This window comes from Prevotella disiens (assembly GCF_900454955.1).
GTDB lineage: Bacteria > Bacteroidota > Bacteroidia > Bacteroidales > Bacteroidaceae > Prevotella > Prevotella disiens.
The window spans coordinates 1,968,746-1,989,093 of sequence record NZ_UGTL01000001.1; the positions used below are offsets into that span (position 1 = coordinate 1,968,746).

Annotated in this window: 16 protein-coding genes; 2 read left to right on the forward strand and 14 right to left on the reverse strand. The window is 44.5% G+C overall.

Features of this window, described 5'->3' with window-relative positions; genetic code table 11:
* Nucleotides 1-17: 17 nt before the first annotated feature.
* The 14 genes from DYI03_RS08730 to DYI03_RS08795 form a co-directional block, all read right to left on the reverse strand.
* Nucleotides 18-1,373, reverse strand: a complete 1,356-nt coding sequence (locus DYI03_RS08730) for a hypothetical protein (RefSeq protein WP_021670131.1) — start codon at nucleotides 1,371-1,373, stop codon at nucleotides 18-20.
* A 3-nt stretch (nucleotides 1,374-1,376) separates the two neighbouring features.
* Nucleotides 1,377-3,134, reverse strand: a complete 1,758-nt coding sequence (locus DYI03_RS08735; RefSeq protein WP_036859034.1) for a type VI secretion system Vgr family protein — start codon at nucleotides 3,132-3,134, stop codon at nucleotides 1,377-1,379.
* Between the two features lie 98 nt (nucleotides 3,135-3,232).
* Complete coding sequence (gene tssD, locus DYI03_RS08740; protein ID WP_004357856.1) at nucleotides 3,233-3,631, reverse strand: type VI secretion system tube protein TssD; 399 nt, start codon at nucleotides 3,629-3,631, stop codon at nucleotides 3,233-3,235.
* Between the two features lie 285 nt (nucleotides 3,632-3,916).
* The gene (locus DYI03_RS08745) at nucleotides 3,917-4,690 is read right to left on the reverse strand and encodes a DUF5457 domain-containing protein (protein WP_021668253.1); all 774 of its coding nucleotides are present in this window, start codon (nucleotides 4,688-4,690) and stop codon (nucleotides 3,917-3,919) included.
* Nucleotides 4,691-4,693: 3 nt separating this feature from the next.
* Nucleotides 4,694-7,012: a type VI secretion system protein TssR domain-containing protein gene (gene tssR, locus DYI03_RS08750; protein WP_021668254.1), complete on the reverse strand. Its 2,319-nt coding sequence runs from the start codon at nucleotides 7,010-7,012 to the stop codon at nucleotides 4,694-4,696.
* Nucleotides 7,009-7,959, reverse strand: coding sequence for a PKD domain-containing protein (locus DYI03_RS08755; RefSeq protein ID WP_025064643.1), 951 nt, complete (start codon nucleotides 7,957-7,959; stop codon nucleotides 7,009-7,011). Before DYI03_RS08755 ends, tssR begins: the two co-directional genes overlap by 4 nt.
* A gap of 2 nt (nucleotides 7,960-7,961) precedes the next feature.
* Nucleotides 7,962-8,414, reverse strand: coding sequence for a type VI secretion system TssO (tssO, locus tag DYI03_RS08760; protein WP_021668256.1), 453 nt, complete (start codon nucleotides 8,412-8,414; stop codon nucleotides 7,962-7,964).
* Complete coding sequence (locus DYI03_RS08765; RefSeq protein WP_021668257.1) at nucleotides 8,398-8,904, reverse strand: hypothetical protein; 507 nt, start codon at nucleotides 8,902-8,904, stop codon at nucleotides 8,398-8,400. The genes tssO and DYI03_RS08765 overlap by 17 nt, the downstream gene beginning before the upstream one ends.
* A 4-nt stretch (nucleotides 8,905-8,908) precedes the next feature.
* On the reverse strand, nucleotides 8,909-10,054 hold the full coding sequence (locus DYI03_RS08770; RefSeq protein WP_021668258.1) for a hypothetical protein: 1,146 nt from the start codon (nucleotides 10,052-10,054) through the stop codon (nucleotides 8,909-8,911).
* Entirely contained in the window at nucleotides 10,041-10,931 is an 891-nt protein-coding gene (locus tag DYI03_RS08775) for a TssN family type VI secretion system protein (protein ID WP_004358138.1), read from the reverse strand. The genes DYI03_RS08770 and DYI03_RS08775 overlap by 14 nt, the downstream gene beginning before the upstream one ends.
* A gap of 18 nt (nucleotides 10,932-10,949) precedes the next feature.
* Nucleotides 10,950-11,882, reverse strand: coding sequence for a hypothetical protein (locus DYI03_RS08780; protein ID WP_021668259.1), 933 nt, complete (start codon nucleotides 11,880-11,882; stop codon nucleotides 10,950-10,952).
* A complete protein-coding gene (locus DYI03_RS08785; RefSeq protein ID WP_021668260.1) occupies nucleotides 11,861-14,311 on the reverse strand; it encodes an AAA family ATPase in 2,451 nt (816 codons plus the stop codon). The genes DYI03_RS08780 and DYI03_RS08785 overlap by 22 nt, the downstream gene beginning before the upstream one ends.
* Nucleotides 14,308-15,951, reverse strand: coding sequence for a hypothetical protein (locus tag DYI03_RS08790; RefSeq protein WP_147287675.1), 1,644 nt, complete (start codon nucleotides 15,949-15,951; stop codon nucleotides 14,308-14,310). Before DYI03_RS08790 ends, DYI03_RS08785 begins: the two co-directional genes overlap by 4 nt.
* Before the next feature lie 152 nt (nucleotides 15,952-16,103).
* Nucleotides 16,104-16,526, reverse strand: a complete 423-nt coding sequence (locus DYI03_RS08795) for a GPW/gp25 family protein (RefSeq protein WP_021668262.1) — start codon at nucleotides 16,524-16,526, stop codon at nucleotides 16,104-16,106.
* A gap of 250 nt (nucleotides 16,527-16,776) precedes the next feature.
* On the opposite strand from DYI03_RS08795, the gene DYI03_RS08800 reads away from it, so the two are divergent.
* The gene (locus DYI03_RS08800; RefSeq protein ID WP_115367929.1) at nucleotides 16,777-18,168 is read left to right on the forward strand and encodes a DUF3945 domain-containing protein; all 1,392 of its coding nucleotides are present in this window, start codon (nucleotides 16,777-16,779) and stop codon (nucleotides 18,166-18,168) included.
* Nucleotides 18,169-18,189: 21 nt separating this feature from the next.
* Entirely contained in the window at nucleotides 18,190-20,271 is a 2,082-nt protein-coding gene (locus tag DYI03_RS08805) for a type IA DNA topoisomerase (RefSeq protein WP_115367930.1), read from the forward strand.
* Nucleotides 20,272-20,348 lie beyond the last annotated feature (77 nt).

Consider the following 20,348-nt stretch of genomic DNA (forward strand, 5'->3'; position numbering starts at 1 on the left):
ATAGGCTGAAAGAATTATTATTGCGGCACTTTATTCTCCTTTTCTATGCGCCTGATGGCGTCTTTAGGACTTTCCTGCCAATGAACTCCGTAGAGAGTGACCATACGATCATCTATTTCCTGCTCCAACTTTCGGCTGACATTTTCTCCCTTAGATATGAAAGCTTGCGCGATGAATGAAATGTTGATAAGTTTCAATTCTTCGTCAGTGAGGGAATAACCATATTCAAAAGCTTCTTTCAATATAGGCGTGTAATCAGTCCTTTCTTTTTTTAGAAGCACCAAGAGAATACTATTGTAGCAATTGATGGTTTGTGCATGATTCTCTGTCTGTTTAGAGATACGGATAGCATTCATAAAATGGGAACTTGCTTTCTCCAAATCTTTTGCCATAGCATAGGCAGCTCCTTTATACAGGTAGCAATGAATCATAAGATCAGCATACATCAAAGGTTCATCTGCAGGTGTCGCCTCTTGTATGACAGCCAGGGCTTTGTCAAGCATCTGTTGCAAATGTCCAGCTTCTTCTTTTATAAAATGCATCAGGAACCCGCTTACTGCCAAATAACCGGAAATCCAAAGATTTGTATCTCCTATCTTTTTGCATAACGGGAAAAACTCCTCTGTTGCAATTTTATAGAGTCGTTTCCTATTGCTCTTGGCTGTTTCTTCACCCATTTCCAGCAACAACTTCCTATATTGGACCTGTGGATCATTAGGGTCTCCCTGTGTGATAATTTCCTTATAGGCTGCTCCCATATTTTGGTTTGGAAGTTCTACAACACACCCCTTATCTTCCATCTTTTTAATGATAGGAGAAAAAATTTCTTCCCCCTTAACTTCCATGAAGAAAAGTCCGATATAATCGTCTGTAGCATCCAAGAACTCTTTTAGGACTTCGTGCAGTACATCAAAGCTTTCAACACGTTCAATGAGAAGAACCAAAACAAGCAGATTACCTGTTACCCCCTCAAATCGCTTAAAGCTATGTAGCAATTGGGAATAAAAGGACAGCAGGTTATGCTCATCCTTAGGGGATAATTTATGGTATTGCTCCTTGAGAAAGGCAAAATCGTTCCAATGCCATTCCGGATGACTTTCCAAATCTTTCTCAAATGCGGTAATCCATTGTTCTATTAAGGATTTGTAAAAATCTCCTTTGTTGTCAAGAAGAGTGCGAAAAACGAGAAATGTGTCATCTGAAATTCCATGTGGAGTAGATTCAATACCGATAAACCCTTCTATAAGAGCATAGTCTTCAGGGGTATAGTTCATCACAAAAGCACGGGCGTGTGGTTTTTCACTGCGTACTTTTAGCCAAAGTTCTTGAACTTGCCTTATGCGGATAGAAATAGGGTTGTGTTCATTGTCCATAAATCAGTTCAAATTTAGGAGTCCTCCCTTTACATTTGTCATAGCTGTACCATCTACATTTACAGTTGCACCATTTATGGCAACTTCTGCGGTACCCTCAACCTTGGTGGAGGGAGCAGTGACACCAGCCTTGGTGGTACTTGTTACTTCGACTTCCGTAATACCCTCTAACTTTGTTTTCTCTCCCTTGATATAGACTTCCGTAGTCCCTTCTATCTTAACTTTTTCATTACCCTTAATCTCAATTTCTTTTGATTCAAAAGTAATTTTATCAGCAGATTTTATGGAAATGGTGTTGTCTCCATTCAGCACGACTATACTTCCCGATGGGTCTACGATGGTAGCACTTCCTTTGCTGTCATCCAACGTGACGGCAACGCCGCTTCTTGTGGTCAGGCTCTTCACGTTATTGTCGGCTCCGCCTCCACCGCCGTTGGTTCCATTGAACAGGCTTCCTTGTATATAGGGTCTGTTGGGATCATTGTAACGGAAGGCAACCATGACCTGGTCGCCGACTTCCGGGATAAAGACAAATCCTCTGTTGGAGGACACTTTTTCGCTGCCTCCCGCATCCGGTGAGAGTACGCGCACCCACGAGGTTTTCATGCCGTTTATCTGCCAGTTCATCCTCACTTGGACACGTCCCTGTTTCTTGGGGTCATCATTGCTGATAACGGTTGCCATCTGTGGCTGGGCAACGGGAAGGGGGACGTCAGGGGTCGGCAATGACTTTACGGATGCAGGAATCGCAGTGAATTGGCAGGAATAGCCTCCGTCACCCTCCGCGAAGTGGACAATCTCAGTGATAAGGTAAGCTCCCAGCAACTCTTCCTTGTAGGAAACGCCTGTCACTTGAACGGTGCTTTTTATGTCCACGACACTGCCCAGCATCAGACCCACATAGTCACTCTCCGCCGTAATAAAGTGGGACATGGAGGCGTCCGATTGCTGTTTCTTCTGAAGATAGGTGTCCAACTCCCCTTTGTTCGTGACACGGGAGGTGGCATAATGATTGGCGGGAGGACCAAACATCTTGATGGATTCCTGAAAAGCGTGCTGCCCGAGCTTGTTCAGTCCCGTCGGCTCATCCGGGGACGAGGAATTCAGCGTATTGTTGCTTCCCGACAGATGGGCGAAGGAGGAAAGGGCACGTGCTCCTGTCTGGATGCAGATGTCCAAGGAATTCAAATCCCTCTTTGAGTCCAATGTAATCGAGGAGGGTAGCTCTGGCTTGCCGAAAATCAATTTCTCTCCATCATAATAGAGCCATTCGAAATGCTGCCTCGCCAGTCTTTGTATGAATGCGAAATTGCTCTCCTGATATTGGCATTCATATTCCAATTTTGCGCTCCTTTCCGGTTTCACCAATGCCTGCACATTGGACTTTTCTGCCAGTTCCTCGACAATGTCCGCCAAAGTCTTCTCGTTCCAAGACGCAAAGTGCAAATCGCCCTCCAAACGGTAGGTTGTGGAGAAACCCGAGACTTTCAGGAAAGTATATCCCTCGGACTTGTGCAAGCCCACCTGTGCCACAAGACCGTAAAAGTTCCTCTCACCAATAGTTATGGCTATTGATTTTCCCAGCCAGTCAGCGGATTTGGTGAGTGTGGCTGCCTGAAACACTTCACCGACTTCATAGTCAAGAAGCATTTCAAAATAATGGTGTTCGTTAATTGACTGGTTCAGACGAAGGGACTTGAACGAAGACAACTCAACACCACCAATACAAATTGCCACCGGTTTGTTTGGCAAAAAATCCATACATGCATTTTTTTTGATGAGTAAAAGCAACATTCTCCATCACCCAATCAGAGTTGTATCTGCCGGATGATGGAGAAAAGAAATGTTGGCAAGGCAAATTAAGCCTTAGGCCAACGATTGTCATGTTCTGCAGCACCCACGGTGATGTGCTCTGCCGCAAAAGTCATAGTAATGGTCATCGGAACGTCATTGTTTACATCCAAGGTTTCCTTATAATGCACAATATAGGCGTTCTTGAATTCAACCTCTTTCATCTTGGCGTCCTCATCCGTCTTCTTGTAGATGATTTTTCCTTCAACGGGTTTGAACTGGCTATTCAGCATAGCTTCGATGGTAGAGGTGTCCTCTGTGGACTCAATGGTAACGACAACTCGTCCTCCGGTAATACTTGAAGAAGGCTTACCCTTACTGTCTGTTGAGCGAGAGAACTCATAATTTGAGAAGAGGACGTCAAATTCTTTTCCTCCCAACTCCAGTGATGCACGGAATGATCCCATAATTTTGTAAAATTAAAAAGTTGAACATAAAAGGTCAATTTCGCTCAACATACGTATTAAAGCAAAAAAGAAACCTCCAAACTCTTGTTTGAAAATTTCCCATTCTCCATTGACTTGGTTATGCGGAAGAAAGAGAAGAAAACAAACGCAAGTCCTATATCATGGGCAAATATATGATTTACTTTTCATATCTCCAAATTTTTAACCGAGTATTTTCTTGCAATTACATTATTTAACAAATCAGCAGAGGATTGCAGGAAAATCGGATATATTTTTCTTGCCCGTTCATTCTTTCTTCCTGACCAGCAAGGCAATAACCAATATGACAAGTAGTCCGACAAGGAGAAGAGAAACTGTAAGTATCAAATCTCTTTCTTCCTGAAGACGGGCATTTTGCTTGTTGTTCGTTTCTGAAACATAAGCCCTCAGTCTTTCAACGGACATTCTCACACTGTCTGCTTGCAGATTCAGCAGGCGGTTGACTTTCTGCTGTTCCGTAAACTCTGTCTCTATCTTTCGCAGATTTTTGGTTTGGTTTTCTTTCTTGGACGACAAAAAAACGGAACGGTCAGATACTTGCAGCTGGTTCTGGGGAAGCTGAAGTTCCGGGAAGGAGAATGGTTGATCCTGTTTGTGATTCATGAGTAACAAGCACAAAAGAAAACCGAAGATTATACAAGACAAGCATACCAAGAGACTGACAAGCCCTTGAACATTCCATTCTCGGACAGAGGGGCGGGAACAGGGTTTTTCTCCACTTTCTTTTTCCACATTGTTGTTTTGCCCTACGCTTTCAGATAATCCCAAGGAGACAGGAGAGTCAAGCCTTTCCTTGATGGCAAGAAATTCGACTTTCTCTATTTGATATTTCCCCACCTTCTTCATAACCCTGCGCTGGTAAACAAGGCGATCCAAGGCTTCCCGCACGTCTCTCTCCGTTACATTCATGTCCGGGATACTCCAATAGATTTCACTTTCGGTGATCCAGAGCGGTGAGGATATACTCTTTTGGTATAGAATTTCCAGCACCCTTTCCTCTAATTCATTGACATTCTTCATTCCTTATGGTATTAGAGTTTGAGGTATAAAGTAATAAACATCATTTCCGACAAGCACCTCCTCCAACTTTGCCTCGACATAATCCTCCTCCATTTTTTGCAATTTGCGCAGGGATAAGTCATATAGTATCTCCCAGTCTTTGAACGCAGCTTCATTCCGTTTAAGTCGGGAGGGAGAAAGGTGGTAAAACAGTGAGTCATTTACATGAACTCCCGTCTTATGGTAGAACAACTCCGCAAGGGAAGATTCTGAAGACAGTACCTTTCTGAGGTTTCTCTTATTGATATTCTTACGCTCTTGCCTGTAGAGAGAACGCAGTAGCTTCAGTTCACGCTTGCCCAAGCCCTCTGAAAAAACGGGCAATAAATCCCTGAAGGACTGCAGGAAACCTGAAATCTCATTTTTAGAGAATACGTATCCTTTTTGGAAATGGCTCAAAGTCGAGTCTGGCATTAAAGCAGGAATATAGTACACGTCAGACACAGAGTTTCGGTCTATGTTGTCAATGGAAGGGGTTGGGGTCTCCGCATATTGATGCACATATCTTATTAGCCATGAAGGCTTGCTCCTAAGTACACCCAGCCTATTCTCGTAACGTTCCAGACTGCTCAACAGCAACTCGTCTCGTCGGGGAATCTGCGAGAACAAAGTGTCCAATACCAATTCCACGGTAGCGTTGGATATTTTTTGTCCTGCAAGGGGAAAGACTATTCCACCAGTGGCAAGGCTGCTTTTGGGTGTTTCCAACAGATAAACGTTTGCATCAGTCCCGTAATCAAAAAACAGAGAAGGCTTGAGCAGGAAGGGGTCAACTATATAGTTCTGGATGTATTGTGAGTATTCCGCAATATTTTTATCCAAAGCTTCTTTTGCCGTTAAGAGAAAGTCCTGACTTGCCTCTCTGTTGTCACTGGAGAGTTGGAAGAAAGTCATGGAGAAAGACCGGGAAGCCAATTGCTGGTGCAAATGTGAATCAATGGATATGTCCTGACTCTTGCCAAAGAGGAACAAGAGATTATCTTCGAAACAGTCATTTCGTGTCTGAAGGACTAAATTCCTAAAGGCATCCTTCACCCCTGCATCCTTATTCCTGGTCACATGGGGCGGGGATTGGATAAAATCCAGCCATTGCACCAGACTGTCGGTAAGGGGTAGATATTGGTTCCCCAATTCTGAAATCATTGTCGCGGAAAAAGCATATTTCCGGTTCGGAGACATTCGGAGTGCCACATTTTGTAATGCACCGATGAGTTTCCCGACCTCATGTTTGTCCTGTGCGAAGAAAAAGACATGAATGTTCATCTGTTTCTGACCGTTCTTCATCCTCTGGACATCCGAAACATAGGTATACCCACCTTTCACATTGATGAACTTATTTGCCTTGCCGTCCCATATCGAAACGGGCAACCAAACCGAATGCAGGGAGTCGAAACTAACATTCCTGCTTGAAGACGATTGAAGGGACAAGCTCCCCGCGTCAAACAGATAACGGCTTTGAAAGTCAGCGGAGTGTACGGACATGGTGTCATTCCCGATGATGCTGGTGCAAGCAAGGTGCTGGGCATCGGGCATGATCCTGTAAACCTCGTTCTGCCCGACGGCGGTTATCATATCCATAGAAACCCATCCCATAAAATGAGTGCTGTCAGTAGAAAGCTGGGGGCAATCGGAGATTAAGACCGTCTTGTGTACGTCGTCCCGTTTATATGCATATACGGATTGTCCCGTATGGATTTTATAGGGACATGGTGTCTTTAGAAAAGGATCAGAGAAAAGAATCAGACTGTCCCCATTCAAGTATCGGCGCAAGTTGTACAACCGTTCTATTCGATTGACACCTACACTATAACGGACAGCCCTGTTGTTGGTCGGGGACACATAGGCGTGGTCATAGTACAGCAGGTTGTTCTTCGGCATCCATCCGACATAGGAAACTTTCGCCTTGTCTGAAAAATGATTTTTGGGGGAATAGAGCCAGCCAAACAAACCTTTTGGTCTGCCAAGCAACTTCGGGTCGGCTTTGACCAGCTGATAAAATCCGTTTTTTTCGCCTATGACATAAAAAGCCTCGCCAACCTTGTACTCCCCCAATGGATGCTGTCCATAGGCGGTAGAGAATGCCTTATTGGAGTTCCTATCTGAAAAGACAATTCTCGCATCGTGATTATTCCGCAAGCGAGAGGGAGCCTTGGAATCGGGATAAAAGTTGAATATTTTCCCCTTTATTCTTTGTGTCGCTTGATAAGTGGAAACCTGTCCAAATGAGAAAAGGGGGAAACAACCCACAAAAAGGAATGTAATAAAGGCTATCTTCTTTTTCATTTGTCTGCTACGCTTTGTGTTACTTGAATTGTTCTCACACAGTTCTGGTTGTCGATTTTTACTTCTTGGATTTTAATTCGCCTATTGGGACTGCTTTCCAAGAAGTGCAAACCTTGGCAATACCCTGAAAAGTCATTATATTTATCCCCATTGACGACTACGACGACTTGGCTTGACGGCGTACAGAAATAAGTGTCGCGAATATGGTTGACCTGTTCTTTGTAAGCCCTGTTGTCCCTTACGGAAAGATTGGCTATAATCTGTAGCCTCCTACGAATGTCGTCTTGGGCTAATCCCAGCGAATCTACAGGTGGTTCGGTTATAGTTTCCTCTACTTTTTCAAATTTCGGTAAAATCTTAATCCTGTGTTCTATTGGATATTTCGTAGTATTGGTCTGTAGGCGTACAACATAATTCCCGGGTGTTTCGTAAGTGTATGTCACTTGCTGTTCATAAGCATCAACTGTCCCCGTCTCACCAAACTCCCACATCCATGTGTCCACACCGACCCCATCCGCGGAAAAGGTGAGTTCCTCCCCCTGGTATCCCTCGGATACGGCATGGATCCTTGGCACGGAGTCGATTGCTGCCGCCTCTATGCCTGACACAACCTGTATGTAGCGGTTGGCTACTGTATGATCGTCAACCTTTAGTGTCACCAGATACTTGCCTGACTTTGGGTAAGCATACTTGGCGACCATCTTGTTGCTGATGGAATCACCGTTACCCATTTGCCAGAGAATTGACTTCCCCTTGACACGTTCCGGCTCGTTTACGGTAAATTCCAGCACCTCTCCAATCTCGTAATGGAAATTGTTGTTGCTGTCATGGATATTGAAGTCTAGGTCACCCTTCACCGTACGGAAGGGGAGCCCTATTATCAGGATGATGCCGCCAAGCACCAGTATGCCTAAAAACACCGATAGGATCTTTTGTCGTTCCGTCATAACTATAAATTTGCTTTGCACTCCTCCAAATACTGCACTATCACCTTGTTGTTTTCCGTCGTGGCGGAAAACTCCTCCTTAACATCAAAATATTCCTTGACAATGCGAAACGAGTGAGTGCCAAAAAGATATTTTGAACTGTTGTTGTGTTTCTGGTAGATGTTTTGTAGCAGAAACATTTCTTCTTTGATTTCATCCAGCCGCTGAACTTGTTGGACGCTAAAGTCCAAAGAGTCAATCTTGTTCCCGATTTCCTTAACCTGCTCGGCGCATTTTTTCTGCTTGTCAAAAAGACGCTCGGTCTCCTTGATGTCTGAGATATAATGGTCACTCTCTACTTCAGGTATTCGAAAAATATATTTACACAAGCATGTAAACACTACGACTGTAAAAAAGATTAGCAGCAGGGTGAAACGAAAATTCGTCCACGCCTGCTCGTCATTGGTTCTTTTCATTTTTTAGACGGGTTTGTTCTTGATACTTTTGTCTGCACTTCTCAAGCTGATCCATGTTATACACTCTCTTGCGGCTTTCCGCGTCAGAGGCGTCCAATGTCTCCTGTGTCTTCTTGACTACCTCCAGTATCTGAGAGAATATGACATAGCGTTCCTGCTCTTCCGGAGAAAGGGACACAATTTCCTGCTCCATCATCATCCTTTGCTCCGTGATGATTTTCTGCATTTGCTTGTATTCGTTGATGGTCCGCGGTTGCGTCCTGAGATTGTGCAAATCCTTGAAGATATGCTCCAATTGGTAATTGATCTCTGCCTGCTTTTGAATGGTCCGTTCGTAGGCGGCTTTTTTCTCTTCCAAGAGGGCGGCTCCTTTTTGTGCTGTCACCAGCGTGACGGCTCCCGCCACGAACATGACGGTTAACAACAGGAAGAATACCAGACAGAACTGCCGGATCGTTCTTCTTCTATCTTCTTTATTCTTGATTTCCATAAGCCTAATCTAAGAAACGCCACGTCTTTTGGGTTTTCTCCTGCTCGACATTGCTGTCATCACTGATAATGATATTCTCACGAATTAAGCCAATGTAATCCAGCTCACTCATTTTCTTGACGATAGTGTCAAGTGTGGTCACAAACTTCTGGACGACACGGTTGGTTTTTGCAATGTCCAAGTGGTTGTATTTCAAAGAAAGGACATCTCCGACAGTTGTCTCAAAACTTGACGGACTGATTTCTGTCCATTCATAGAAATACTGCAGCATATATTCGTACTCCTTATTGGAGATTGTCCTTAATGCGTTGAAGATGGAACGAGCCAGAATATTTATGCTTTGAAGATAGCGGATTGGCGGCTCTTCGATGAGTATGTTCTCAATTTGGAAGAACTGGTGTGCGTAATACTCGTCTATTGCCCGACATAGAGTAAATACGTTGGATGTCAAAGTACTCCTTCGGCTGTCATCTACGTTCTTTTGGTAAATTTGACCAATGCAATCCTCCATATGATTCAGATGGACAATGGTGCCATTCAAAGATGTCCTTAACTTTTGGCTATAGGCCAACCTCTGTACAGGTGGGATGTACTCGTCATCCAAAACAAATCCACGACCTTCAAGCAAGCCTTTTCCTATGATTACAAAATCCTTGTTTAGAAAATGTTCGTTGCCGGACTGCACCGGGACGGCGGTTATCCGAATCTCAGGAAGCAGATGGGGGTGGCGAAGCGGTATCTCGTTCGGGTCTGGATAACCGACAGGAATGAGACGATCGTAAGAAGCTGTTACCGCTATATAAACGCCACCGTCAGCTGCATCTTTTCCAAGATCGGAAAGCGTTAACTCCGGAGAGAAACTGCCATAAAGTTCCGGTTCAAAAACGATGGTGCTGCCACCCAGTGTAATGGCATTGCAATGGTTGAGCCTGATGGTTGAGCTCTCTGCCCCTGCTCCGACAACCTCTACTGATACAGAAGATGAATGGTGCTCCAAAGGCATACCAATGCCGTAATTGTATTCCGTGACATGCTCTGCCCTGAGATGTTGAAAACACTCTACCATGTGAAGGTGGGCATCAATGAAGTGCTGCCCGGACAATTTCAGTCCATTGCTCCAGTTGATTGGAAGGTATTTAATCTGTTTCATGTGCTTTTGATTCTTCAACGATAATTCGTTTTATGTATATGATCTGGTTCTTTCTTATTGCATTTTCCTTTCTGTCCTGTTCTGGATTCAGCACCCTGATGAACAATGGGTAATTGATCCATCGTGTCGTATAGAAAATCCACCCGGCATTCACACTTGAATCATTGACATCTATCTGGTGCATCGGGGAACGCCTGTTCTGGTCTTCCACCAGCCAGTTGAACCAGTCCCCTAGGCTTATGTTGTCCTGAAGGCGGACGGTCAGAGAGGCATATTCCTCGTCTTCCTGTCTCCTTTTTATTCGGACTTTGACAGGAATAGCTTGAAAATTATCCGTATTATCCCATTGATTCCTGTTGAACCCACTCTGACCGAAAGACCACAGCTCATATAAAGGAGGCGGAATCTTGTGGAAAGCCCTAAGGCTAAGTAGTGTCAAAAAAGGCAAGGTGTACCAAATAACGGACAGCATGGACCAAGGGGCATACGGCATTCCGCCCAATTTCTCAAAAAGCAGAAAATGTATCCATCCCCCAAGTAACCCACAAATCAGCATGACAAGAACCTGGGACACCATGTTGCCGTCAACACCTATCTTCCTTGCCACATTGTTGTTCATCGTATAGGCGAACAAGCACCCCAAGAAAAGGTACAGGACGTTGACAATGAAGACACCTCCCCAGACGAATTCATCTTTGAGGATGGACAGGCAACCGGGTATTCCCAAAAGCAGTCCTGTTATTAAGATATATACGATTACATTTTTAAATTTCAACTGCTTCTTTATTGCCTTGATTCCATTCATCATCAATAGAATGGCGGCCACCAGAAAGGGTGCCAGGAGATATTTAAGAAAATATGTGATCAAAACTTCCATAATTGCACTTATTTTAATTTATAGTTGGGCGTCATATCCCAAACGGTTGTTTCCCAAGATAAAATCCATAGTCCCGTCAAGCGTGAACTTGATGTTAGTTTTCCTCGCTGACAAGATAAAGAAGCCCAATACATACTTGACGGACTCGATGTGCTTTTGTACTACTTTCATTGCGGGGACGCTATCATGATAGTGGATCATGCCCTCGACATCCTCTATTTCGGACTGTATAACTCCATCCAGACCCGCATCAAGACCAAGCTGAGTCTTTCCGAGTACGGGATATGGCAAATTCTCCACCTTGCATGACTTAAATTGTAATTTCACATCCAAGTTTAAAATCTCGTGAAGGAGAATGCCTATCTCCGAGAGGTTCTCTTTGGATGCATCTGACTTCCCTGCAAAAAAGAAAAGGCGTTGACATTCGTCCGGGGTAAGTGTCTTATTGTCATATAGAATGGCTTTCGTCAATGCTTTTCTTATGGGATGCTCGTCTTTTTCCGAAAAGAAATTCAGATAGCGCCTGTGAATCCGTACCCGTTCTTTGAAAAAGGCTGTATCAAAAGGGGCAAAAAAGTGCAGGGCTTCTTTCTCCTTTCTGCGATTTTGCCTGATAGCCTCTATCAATTCTCTCTGGGACATATTTGGCTTACTCAGAGTCAATGGATGGAAGAGGCTTTCGGGAAGCTGGTGATAGATGCTGTTACGGGCCAGAACCAACTCTACCAACTCTCCCAAGGCATAAACGTGGCGCAACTTTACATCAAGGATGTCCTTGGACTTTACGCGAGGATTCATGCCTTGATTTGCCACAACCACTTGTTCAAGGATATCCTCGCCCAAGATAAATTGCAGCTCATCGAGGAACACTTCCGCCAGAAGATTGCTTGACTCACTTTTGCGGAAGAGTGCCAACCTTTCCTCCTTACTTATATATCCAGTCTTTTCCATTCCAAACCGTTGTCTCGGTAATAAACTTTGACACTGTCTCCTTCCTTGATACCCTCGGAAACAATTAAGCGAGATATGCTCTTTTTAAGATAAGTGCGTACGACGCCAGCGATGGGGCGTGCCCCGTACTGGGGAGAGTATCCCTTGGCTGACAGGAAACGCAAGGCTTCGTCAGTGATCTGTATGTGAATGTTCTTTTGCTCTTGCAGTTGCTGTTGCAAACGAGAGAAGTGCAAGCGGAAAATAGACTGGGCTACCGTTTCGTTAATGGGTGCAAACGGTACGACTTCTGTTAGGCGTCCCAAAAATTCTGGTCTGAAATGCTGGGACATGACTTCTGTTAGATGTTTTGAGTCTGGTGTGATTCCTTGATTGAACTGTTCTGCAATCCAACTGCTTGCAATGTTTGAGGTGAATATGATGATGGCGTTTGAAAAATCCCCTTCGCGCCCTAACTTGTCGTGTATCTTTCCTTCGTCCATGATTTGCAGGAAGACATCATATACACTTGAGTGCGCTTTCTCGATTTCATCAAAAAGAATGACAGAATAGGGCTTTTGGCGGATCTTTGTCACCAGCAATCCACCTTCTTCATATCCTACATATCCCGGAGGCGCACCATAAAGCAAAGCTGCTGAATGTTCCTCCTTGAACTCGGACATGTCAAACCTTATCATGGCGTTCTCGTCGTCAAAAAGCAATTCGGCGAGTGATTTGGCAAGTTCAGTTTTTCCTGTACCTGTCGGACCTAAGAAAAAGAAGGAACCTATGGGCTTGCGAGGGTCACTGAGTCCGCTTCTGGACTCTATGATGGCGTCCGAGAGCGTTGTGATTGCTTTATTTTGCCCTTTGACCCTTTCCTCCAGACGACTCTCAATTCCTAACAGCCGGTCCTTTTCTTGGGCTTGAATCTTTCCCAAGGGAATCCCGGTCATCTCCGCGACAACCGCTTCGACCTCACTTGGAGAAACTCGCGGAATGCCATTCTCGGCTAGGACGGACAGGTTCTGGAGAGTCTCAGACGTTTTCGCCAGTTCTTCTTCCAAAGTACCTTCTGAAAAACTGATGCCATTAGGGAGCTTAGAGATCAGCACTACGCTGATTTTCGATCTCAGACTATTAGAAAAAAGACGTAAATCCTGTTGCTGACGGTTTGGATCCTCCTGTTTGAGAGATTCAAACTTGGAAAGGAACACATCCAACTCGTTTAGGGAATTTTTGTTGCTCAAGCGTACTGCGGCAGCAGTCGCGTCCAACAGGTCTATTGCTGCGGCGGGCTGTTTCTTCTCTTTAAAATATCGAGAGGATAATGTCAGCGACTCCTGCGTGGCGTTGTCGTTTATGGAAAGACCATAGTGTTCTTCCATCCGGTTGGAATGCTCCCTTAGCATACTTAGAACAGTGAACTTGTCCAGTTCCGAAATATCCAAAATATCCAATTTGCTCTCTATACTGTTTTTTTCGATATGCTTTCTGAATGCATCTGGAGTAATCGTGAATACAATACTTGTTGAACCGTCGCTAATTTGGGAGTTGAATATGTTGATGAGGGTTGTCGATTTTGTTTGCCCACCAAACTCCAACAACATTTGCAGGTCGTCTATCAGCAAAACGGTTTGTCCCTCCATCTCATCCAATTTTCCAAGAAAATAGGAGATTTTCTGGGCTAGCTCTGTTTCATTGCCGGAAGAAGCCAACAGCTTTGCTGTGTGTAAGCCGATAAGTTTGATTTGAGAAATCAACTCGTCGTGGTTCTCGCAGACCTCCTTTACTAGAGAATGAATAATAGCCGTTTTGCCTACACCGGAATCTCCTATAAGCATTATAGCTTTATTGGCACAACGTTCTAAACCTTCCAAGATAGTACGTACTTCTTTCTCACGTCCCAAAACAATCCTTCCTCGAAGGATATATGCCTCTTCTTTTAGATTATACGCGAAAGGGAAACTTGCCAAGAGCTTATTCTCCTCTCCTTGATAAAAATGATTAACCGCTTGTGCATTGAAGAAAGAAAGGACATCATCCTCAGAAACGGACAAGGACTCAATTTGACTGTCCGAGAAAACAACACCTTGGCGAATAATCGCTGTAAATACACATAAAGCGTCTATGCTGTCGGAGCCCAACTTTATCTTTGAGCGTTCTGCTTCCTCAAGCACAAGGGTCACTTGGCTGTCTGCGACAATACCATCACCTTCATGCTCCTCTGACACGTACATCTCACGGCGCACGTCAAACCATTCATGAATATAGCCGACATCCTTGTTCATTGAGCTCAGTATATTGGACAATCCTGTCCCCGTCCCTTCTGAAAGCAAAGCAAGCACCAGATGGGAAATACCGTAGCTTGTATGGTTGTCCGCGTTTGCCATAGATGCTGACAAGCGCATGGCGGATTGCACACTATTGCTTATGTTTCTTTCCATCATATAAAATTAATTTTATAGGTACTGTGACTAATGGATTTCTTTTGCATTTCCTCGGCAAGTGTGTTCGCCAAAAAATCTAATTGGTTCATTTTGGAGTCCACTTTTTTTATTTCAGATGACAGGTGTATGCTGACATCCGTAGTCCGGACTATTCCTTGAAGTGAACCGTTGGATATGCAAATGCCGTCCTTGATGTCAACCCCATTCACCATTGAACCCAGACGGTGGTATATATAACTCTTAACGTCCTCTTCAGAAACAATGCGGTTATTACATAATAAGCCGTACCGCAAACTATTGATGAGCTCTTGGTCGTCCGTATGCAACCTGCCTTCCACCGTTGATGTTTGGAATCTAATACTGGACGGGTCAAATTTATCCATGTCCAACTGTTGAACAAGATTTCTCTGATTGATGCCATTGGCACTTTCTCCTTGGGTTTGCCAGTATTTCAATTCTGCAAAATGACTTTCTTTGTGCGGAACAGTTAAAAGAAAAGCCTTGTTCTTGTTCCCTTTGAAGTTTTGACGATCTATGCTCTTTTCAGTAGCGTCCAATTTTTCTTGCAGGACTTTTAGATCGGAGGAAAGGCTGTCTGTGTCAAGGGAGGCAAAAGCATTTCCTTCCTCTCGGATTAACCGCAGAACCTTGCTGATCTCACTCTGGGCATTGTCACTGTCGAAACGCTCCAGATTCCCGAAATACAAACTATAGACACCTTTGACCTCTTTTTGATACAAGGAAAGCCTATTGCGAAACACACAACCATTATTGTCCTCAAATTTGTGTATGTTCAGCAATGAAGCGTTATGTGAGCAGGGCAATGAAACTATTCTCCCATGTGTCCTGAAACTATGATTTACCAAGACCAACTGCCTGTTCACGACAGGAAAGGTGTTAAAAAGAATCTTGATGTTCCCCAGTTCCTCTCTGTTGAAGACCTCAGGAAATGACAAACGAATCCAAACCGCATTTTCATTTCCCTCAATCTGGTCTAATTCGGACAGAACACTCGGAAAAATCTCTTTTATCGTCTTTGCTGCGGGATCTACAGGTAGATTTAAGTCTATGTATGCTTGTTGATAATAGGTCGATATTTCTTCAAAATAATGTTCTTCTTCGTGAGATTGTTTCAACAGATGAGGAGCTGTCTTTAATTCACGACCTTGGTCATCATAAGCCTTGACATTCTGGATGAATGGGAGTAAAGACCTGTCTTCCGGCAAAACACAAATAGGCAGTGTCGCGATTTTTCCCAACTGAGAATCCGGGATGGACAGACCTATCCACAACGTGAAATCTGCGATGCGATGAGTGGATGGCAGAAGTTCTATATGTTCCGTTCGTTTACGGATATTATATTGAAGTTCTGTCCCGTATGCCTGGAATGGAATTCTTATGTCAAATAAGGGCTCTTCCACCAAAGGGGTGAAATAGAAAGGCGTATCATCCTTGCCTAAAGCTACCTTGCGCGCATAGAATTGGTCTTCTGTTCTCAATACTGCGGAATTGTCGCCAACCTGAGGATGTACTGTCAGCAATCCGTGGGCAGGGAATGGGAGCGACCATATTTGCGGAATCAATATTCTGGCAAGACGGTTTAATATTTGGGCATCGGACTTCTCGATCTCTTGGTGCAACTTGTAAAACTCATAAGCGACGACATCCAGCAGCAAATCAACCACAGGGTCTATCAATCTTGCATCATCAATCTCCCACAAAGACATGGCATAGTCTAAAACCCTCTCTTTTATTCGTGTAAAATTCTTATCTGTCGCCATGATACAAAGATTTATTGAGATAAAGGACTGATATAAACCAAAGTGTTAAAAACAAAAGGAATGTCTGTTGATTCTATCTGGGCATGAACCGTAATACTGGCTTGACGGCGAATATTGGGATTCTTTCCCAACAGGTCCTCCTCTATCTCAGAAAGATGTACATCCACACGAACATCTTTTAGCCGTCGCTCATAAGCCGTGATTGATTGCACGAGGGAATTTCTTACCGTTTCTTCCCAATCTCTGACTTTAACCAGTTGATTGAATTCCAACTCCCAAATAATCGATCCATATTCATATTTCCCGAAAATTTCTCCGGGATGTGACACGATTAACAGCATTATATTTTGCGCAATAGATTCTTCGGGGGAGCATCTCGCCAAAGTCCCCTTCAAAGCGACAGAAAAATCTAATGGAATCTTCAAATAATCCATTGTGCACTTTAGTTTATTAAGTTCACCCCTAATGGGGCAGTTGCAAATATAATACATTACATCCAGATAACCAAGTTTTTATGCGCAAAAATATAATATTTCTTCCCTTTATGTGGAATAAAAGGGAAGAAGTGTTGTTTTTCCTTCTTTTCCCTTATGCTTCCCGTTTTTCCCGAAAATTTTTCACCTTCTTTATATACCTATATTTTTGCTGCTTGATAGCAATTTATTCACTCAATAACAAACAATTATGGAACCAAACAACAATGACAACTATGTGCTGGTCTTGGAAGACCGCACGGAAGTGAAGAATGAGCAAGAAACGGGAAAACTTTCCGTAGTTTCCGGTATTGACGACAAGGGTAACCTTAAAACTACCGAAGCAATCGCTGCGAATCAGGCAGCGTTTTTGAAGTTTAACAGCAAGGACGGACTTCTCAAAAACTTCATGACCAATTTTCTCCGTCAGTTCAACGACCCATCTCGTTTCGGACTGTACAAAGTTTTGTCAAACAATGTAGAACAAGGTGTTGACAATCTTCGCACCATGTTGCAAAGTCGTGAAAAGCCAGAAAGCAACCAGCAACTGACAGAGATTGGAGTGTCCTTTGACGATTATCTGCCACAAAAGAAAAATGCCACAGCTATTGATGAGTCGAAGATTGATTGGAAGCAACTCGACAACCTCGGCCTTAGCCGCGAACAATTGGAACAGAGTGGAGAGTTAGAAAAAATGCTCTTTTGGCAGAAGAGCAATCTCGTGGCGATTGCCGTACCTGTAGGAAATACGACCATCTACACCGAAGCTCGTCTTGCATTTCGCACAGATGATAACGGCAATATTGGTTTGGCAATTCATCCTTTACGCAAGGAACCACAGCTTGACTTTCCCTATATGGGCTACAAGTTCTCGCCTGAAGAGAAGAAGCAACTTCTTTCTACGGGCAATCTTGGCAAAACTATCGAAGTGAAGCCCAAGAACGGAGAGCCGTTTTCCGCTTATGTATCAATTGACCCACAGACCAATGAAATCATCGCCCTGCGTGCCGACCGGGTGAACATTCCCAAGGAAATCAAGGGCGTTACGCTTTCCGATGCACAATATAAAGACCTTGTGGAAGGCAAAGCCGTAAAGGTGGAGGGCATGACAGCCAAGAGCGGTAAGTCCTTCGATGCTACCCTTCAAGTCAATGCCGAGAAAAAGGGTATTGAGTTTGTCTTCGACAAAAAGCAAGGCTTGAAAGAGGGGCAACGGCAAGGCGCACCGCATAAGCTCTGCGGATTGGAGCTATCAGAAAAACAGCGTGAAGCTTTGGATAGCGGTCGCGCAGTCTATTTGAAGAACATGGTCGATAAGGAGGGCAAGTCCTTCAATGCCTACGTTCGTATGGACAAGAAGCAGAACCGCCCACGCTTCTACAAGTGGAACCCTGACAAGAAGCAGGAAACCGGTAAGGAAAAGGTGGTTGCCGTAGCTGAAGAGCACAAGACACAGGTAGCGGTCAATAATGACGGCAAAACCAATGAAGCCACGAAGAACGTGAAGGAGCCTTTGAAGACTGGGCAGACACAGCCCACTGCCGCCCAAAAGCAGAAACAGGAAGAAAATAAACAAAAGAAGTCCCGTGGACGTAAGATGTAACCCTTAATTCTATTATCGATTATGACAACTTGTGTTATCGCCGAGAAACCCTCGGTAGCTCGAGATATAGCCCGTATCGTTGGGGCAAACAGCAAGCAAGACGGATACTTGGAAGGAGGTGGCTATATCGTCACTTGGGCGATGGGGCACCTCATCACCCTCGCCATGCCCGAAGCCTACGGTTTTTCCACCTATAAAGCCGAAGACCTGCCCATTCGTCCCAATCCTTTCCAACTTATTGTCCGCCAAGTGCGTAAAGGCAAGGAATTTGTATCAGATCCTGCCGCATTAAAGCAACTTAAAGTCATCCGTTCCTGCTTTGACAAGGCAGATCGTATCATTGTCGCCACCGATGCAGGGCGTGAAGGAGAGTTGATATTTCGTTACATTTATCAAAATCTTGGTTGTAGGAAACCTTTCGACCGTCTTTGGATTTCATCACTGACGGACAAAGCTATCCGTGAAGGACTTGCCAATCTTAAGCCGGGAAGCCATTACGACAATCTCTATTATTCCGCCAAGGCAAGGAGTGAAGCCGACTGGCTCGTGGGTATCAATGCAAGCCGTGCATTGTCTATTGCACGCAAGGGTGGTTATTCGTTAGGACGGGTACAGACCCCAACCCTTGCTATGGTCTGCCGTCGGTACATAGAGAACCGTGATTTTTCTTCCGTTCCTTATTGGAAACTCTCTGCACTCATGGAGAAAGAGGGCATGTCGCTGAAAGCCGTTGGCTGTAAAGACTATGAGAATGAAGCATTGGCACAGACTGCTCTTGCTGCGCTTCGGAGTCAGAGCCAGCTTAAGGTTGAATCGGTCGCAAGAAAGGTGGGACATACGTCGCCACCACTCTTGTACGACCTTACTGCCTTGCAGAAGGATGCCAACAGACGCCACGGCTTTTCAGCGGACAAGACCCTCTCGATAGCCCAGAGCCTCTATGAAAAGAAAATCACGACCTATCCCCGCACAGGCAGCCGATACATCAGTGAGGATGTTTTCGAGGAAGTACCCGCCCTGCTCCGCAAGACAGGTGCAAGAATTACGCCACCTCTTAACCGCCATTCTGTGGACAATGCCAAGATAACTGACCACCACGCCATTATTCCTACAGGAGAAACGCCATCTGGATTGTCGGCAGATGAAACAACTATCTATCAAATGGTGCTCAATCGATTTGTCGAAGCTTTTTCCCCAAATTCGGAAGAAGAGCGTATGCAGGCACGTTTCACGGACGGCAACAGCACTTTTGCTTGGAAAGCGTGCCGACAAATCTCCTTGGGTTGGAAAAGCTTACAGAAACGTAAAGAAGCGGAAGCTGAAAAGAAAGAAGATGGTGATGAACAGGTTTTGTCTTCATTACCAAACCTGACAGAGGGAGAAAACTTGCCAGTCCTTGATGCAGAAGTCACCGAGCATAAGACCAAGCCAAAACCACTCTATACGGAGTCTACTTTACTTTCTGCTATGGAGAATGCTGGTAAGGATGTGGAGGAGTCAGACAAGCGTAAGGCAATGGCGGAGTGCGGTATAGGAACACCTGCTACCCGCGCCAACATCATAGAAACACTAATCCTTCGTGATTATATTCGAAGGGACAAGAAAGTAATCATACCTACCGAGAAAGGCTTGGCTGTCTATGAGATTGTCAAGGACAAGCGAATCGCCAATGCGGAGATGACAGGAAGCTGGGAACTGACACTTGCTGCCATCGAAGCAGGACAGATGCCGCCCGAAAAGTTTGCACAAGGCATTAACTCCTACGTTAGTACCATCTGCGAGGAACTCCTCTTGCTGGCTCCCAAACAGAAGTCTTATCCCACCTATCGCTGCCCCAAGTGTGGCACTGAGAGCGTGGGCATCTATGCCAAGGTTGCCAAATGCAGACATGAGGGCTGTGACTTTCATATCTTCCGTGAGGTTTGTGGCACGCTTCTCACCGAGGACTACATCCGGGATTTGCTAACCACAGGACGTACACCCATTCTCAAAGGATTAACCAGCAAGGCAGGTAAAAAGTTCAACGCCCGACTTGTCCTTAATGAAGATTACACCACTTCCTTTGAATTTGAAAAAAGGAAAGGAAAACAACGAGGGAGATAATCCCTATAGAAACAAAGCGGAACAGAACAGGTCGGAAGGTGATATACTGTTATCTTCCGACCTTTTTCCTCCTTAAT

Coding starts and splice junctions, on each gene's coding strand:
- DYI03_RS08730 (WP_021670131.1), bottom strand. CDS start 1,373: ATGGACAATGAACACAACCCTATTTCTATCCGCATAAGGCAAGTTCAA.
- DYI03_RS08735 (WP_036859034.1), bottom strand. CDS start 3,134: ATGGATTTTTTGCCAAACAAACCGGTGGCAATTTGTATTGGTGGTGTT.
- tssD (WP_004357856.1), bottom strand. CDS start 3,631: ATGGGATCATTCCGTGCATCACTGGAGTTGGGAGGAAAAGAATTTGAC.
- DYI03_RS08745 (WP_021668253.1), bottom strand. CDS start 4,690: ATGAAGAATGTCAATGAATTAGAGGAAAGGGTGCTGGAAATTCTATAC.
- tssR (WP_021668254.1), bottom strand. CDS start 7,012: ATGAAAAAGAAGATAGCCTTTATTACATTCCTTTTTGTGGGTTGTTTC.
- DYI03_RS08755 (WP_025064643.1), bottom strand. CDS start 7,959: ATGACGGAACGACAAAAGATCCTATCGGTGTTTTTAGGCATACTGGTG.
- tssO (WP_021668256.1), bottom strand. CDS start 8,414: ATGAAAAGAACCAATGACGAGCAGGCGTGGACGAATTTTCGTTTCACC.
- DYI03_RS08765 (WP_021668257.1), bottom strand. CDS start 8,904: ATGGAAATCAAGAATAAAGAAGATAGAAGAAGAACGATCCGGCAGTTC.
- DYI03_RS08770 (WP_021668258.1), bottom strand. CDS start 10,054: ATGAAACAGATTAAATACCTTCCAATCAACTGGAGCAATGGACTGAAA.
- DYI03_RS08775 (WP_004358138.1), bottom strand. CDS start 10,931: ATGGAAGTTTTGATCACATATTTTCTTAAATATCTCCTGGCACCCTTT.
- DYI03_RS08780 (WP_021668259.1), bottom strand. CDS start 11,882: ATGGAAAAGACTGGATATATAAGTAAGGAGGAAAGGTTGGCACTCTTC.
- DYI03_RS08785 (WP_021668260.1), bottom strand. CDS start 14,311: ATGATGGAAAGAAACATAAGCAATAGTGTGCAATCCGCCATGCGCTTG.
- DYI03_RS08795 (WP_021668262.1), bottom strand. CDS start 16,526: ATGGATTATTTGAAGATTCCATTAGATTTTTCTGTCGCTTTGAAGGGG.
- DYI03_RS08800 (WP_115367929.1), top strand. CDS start 16,777: ATGGAACCAAACAACAATGACAACTATGTGCTGGTCTTGGAAGACCGC.
- DYI03_RS08805 (WP_115367930.1), top strand. CDS start 18,190: ATGACAACTTGTGTTATCGCCGAGAAACCCTCGGTAGCTCGAGATATA.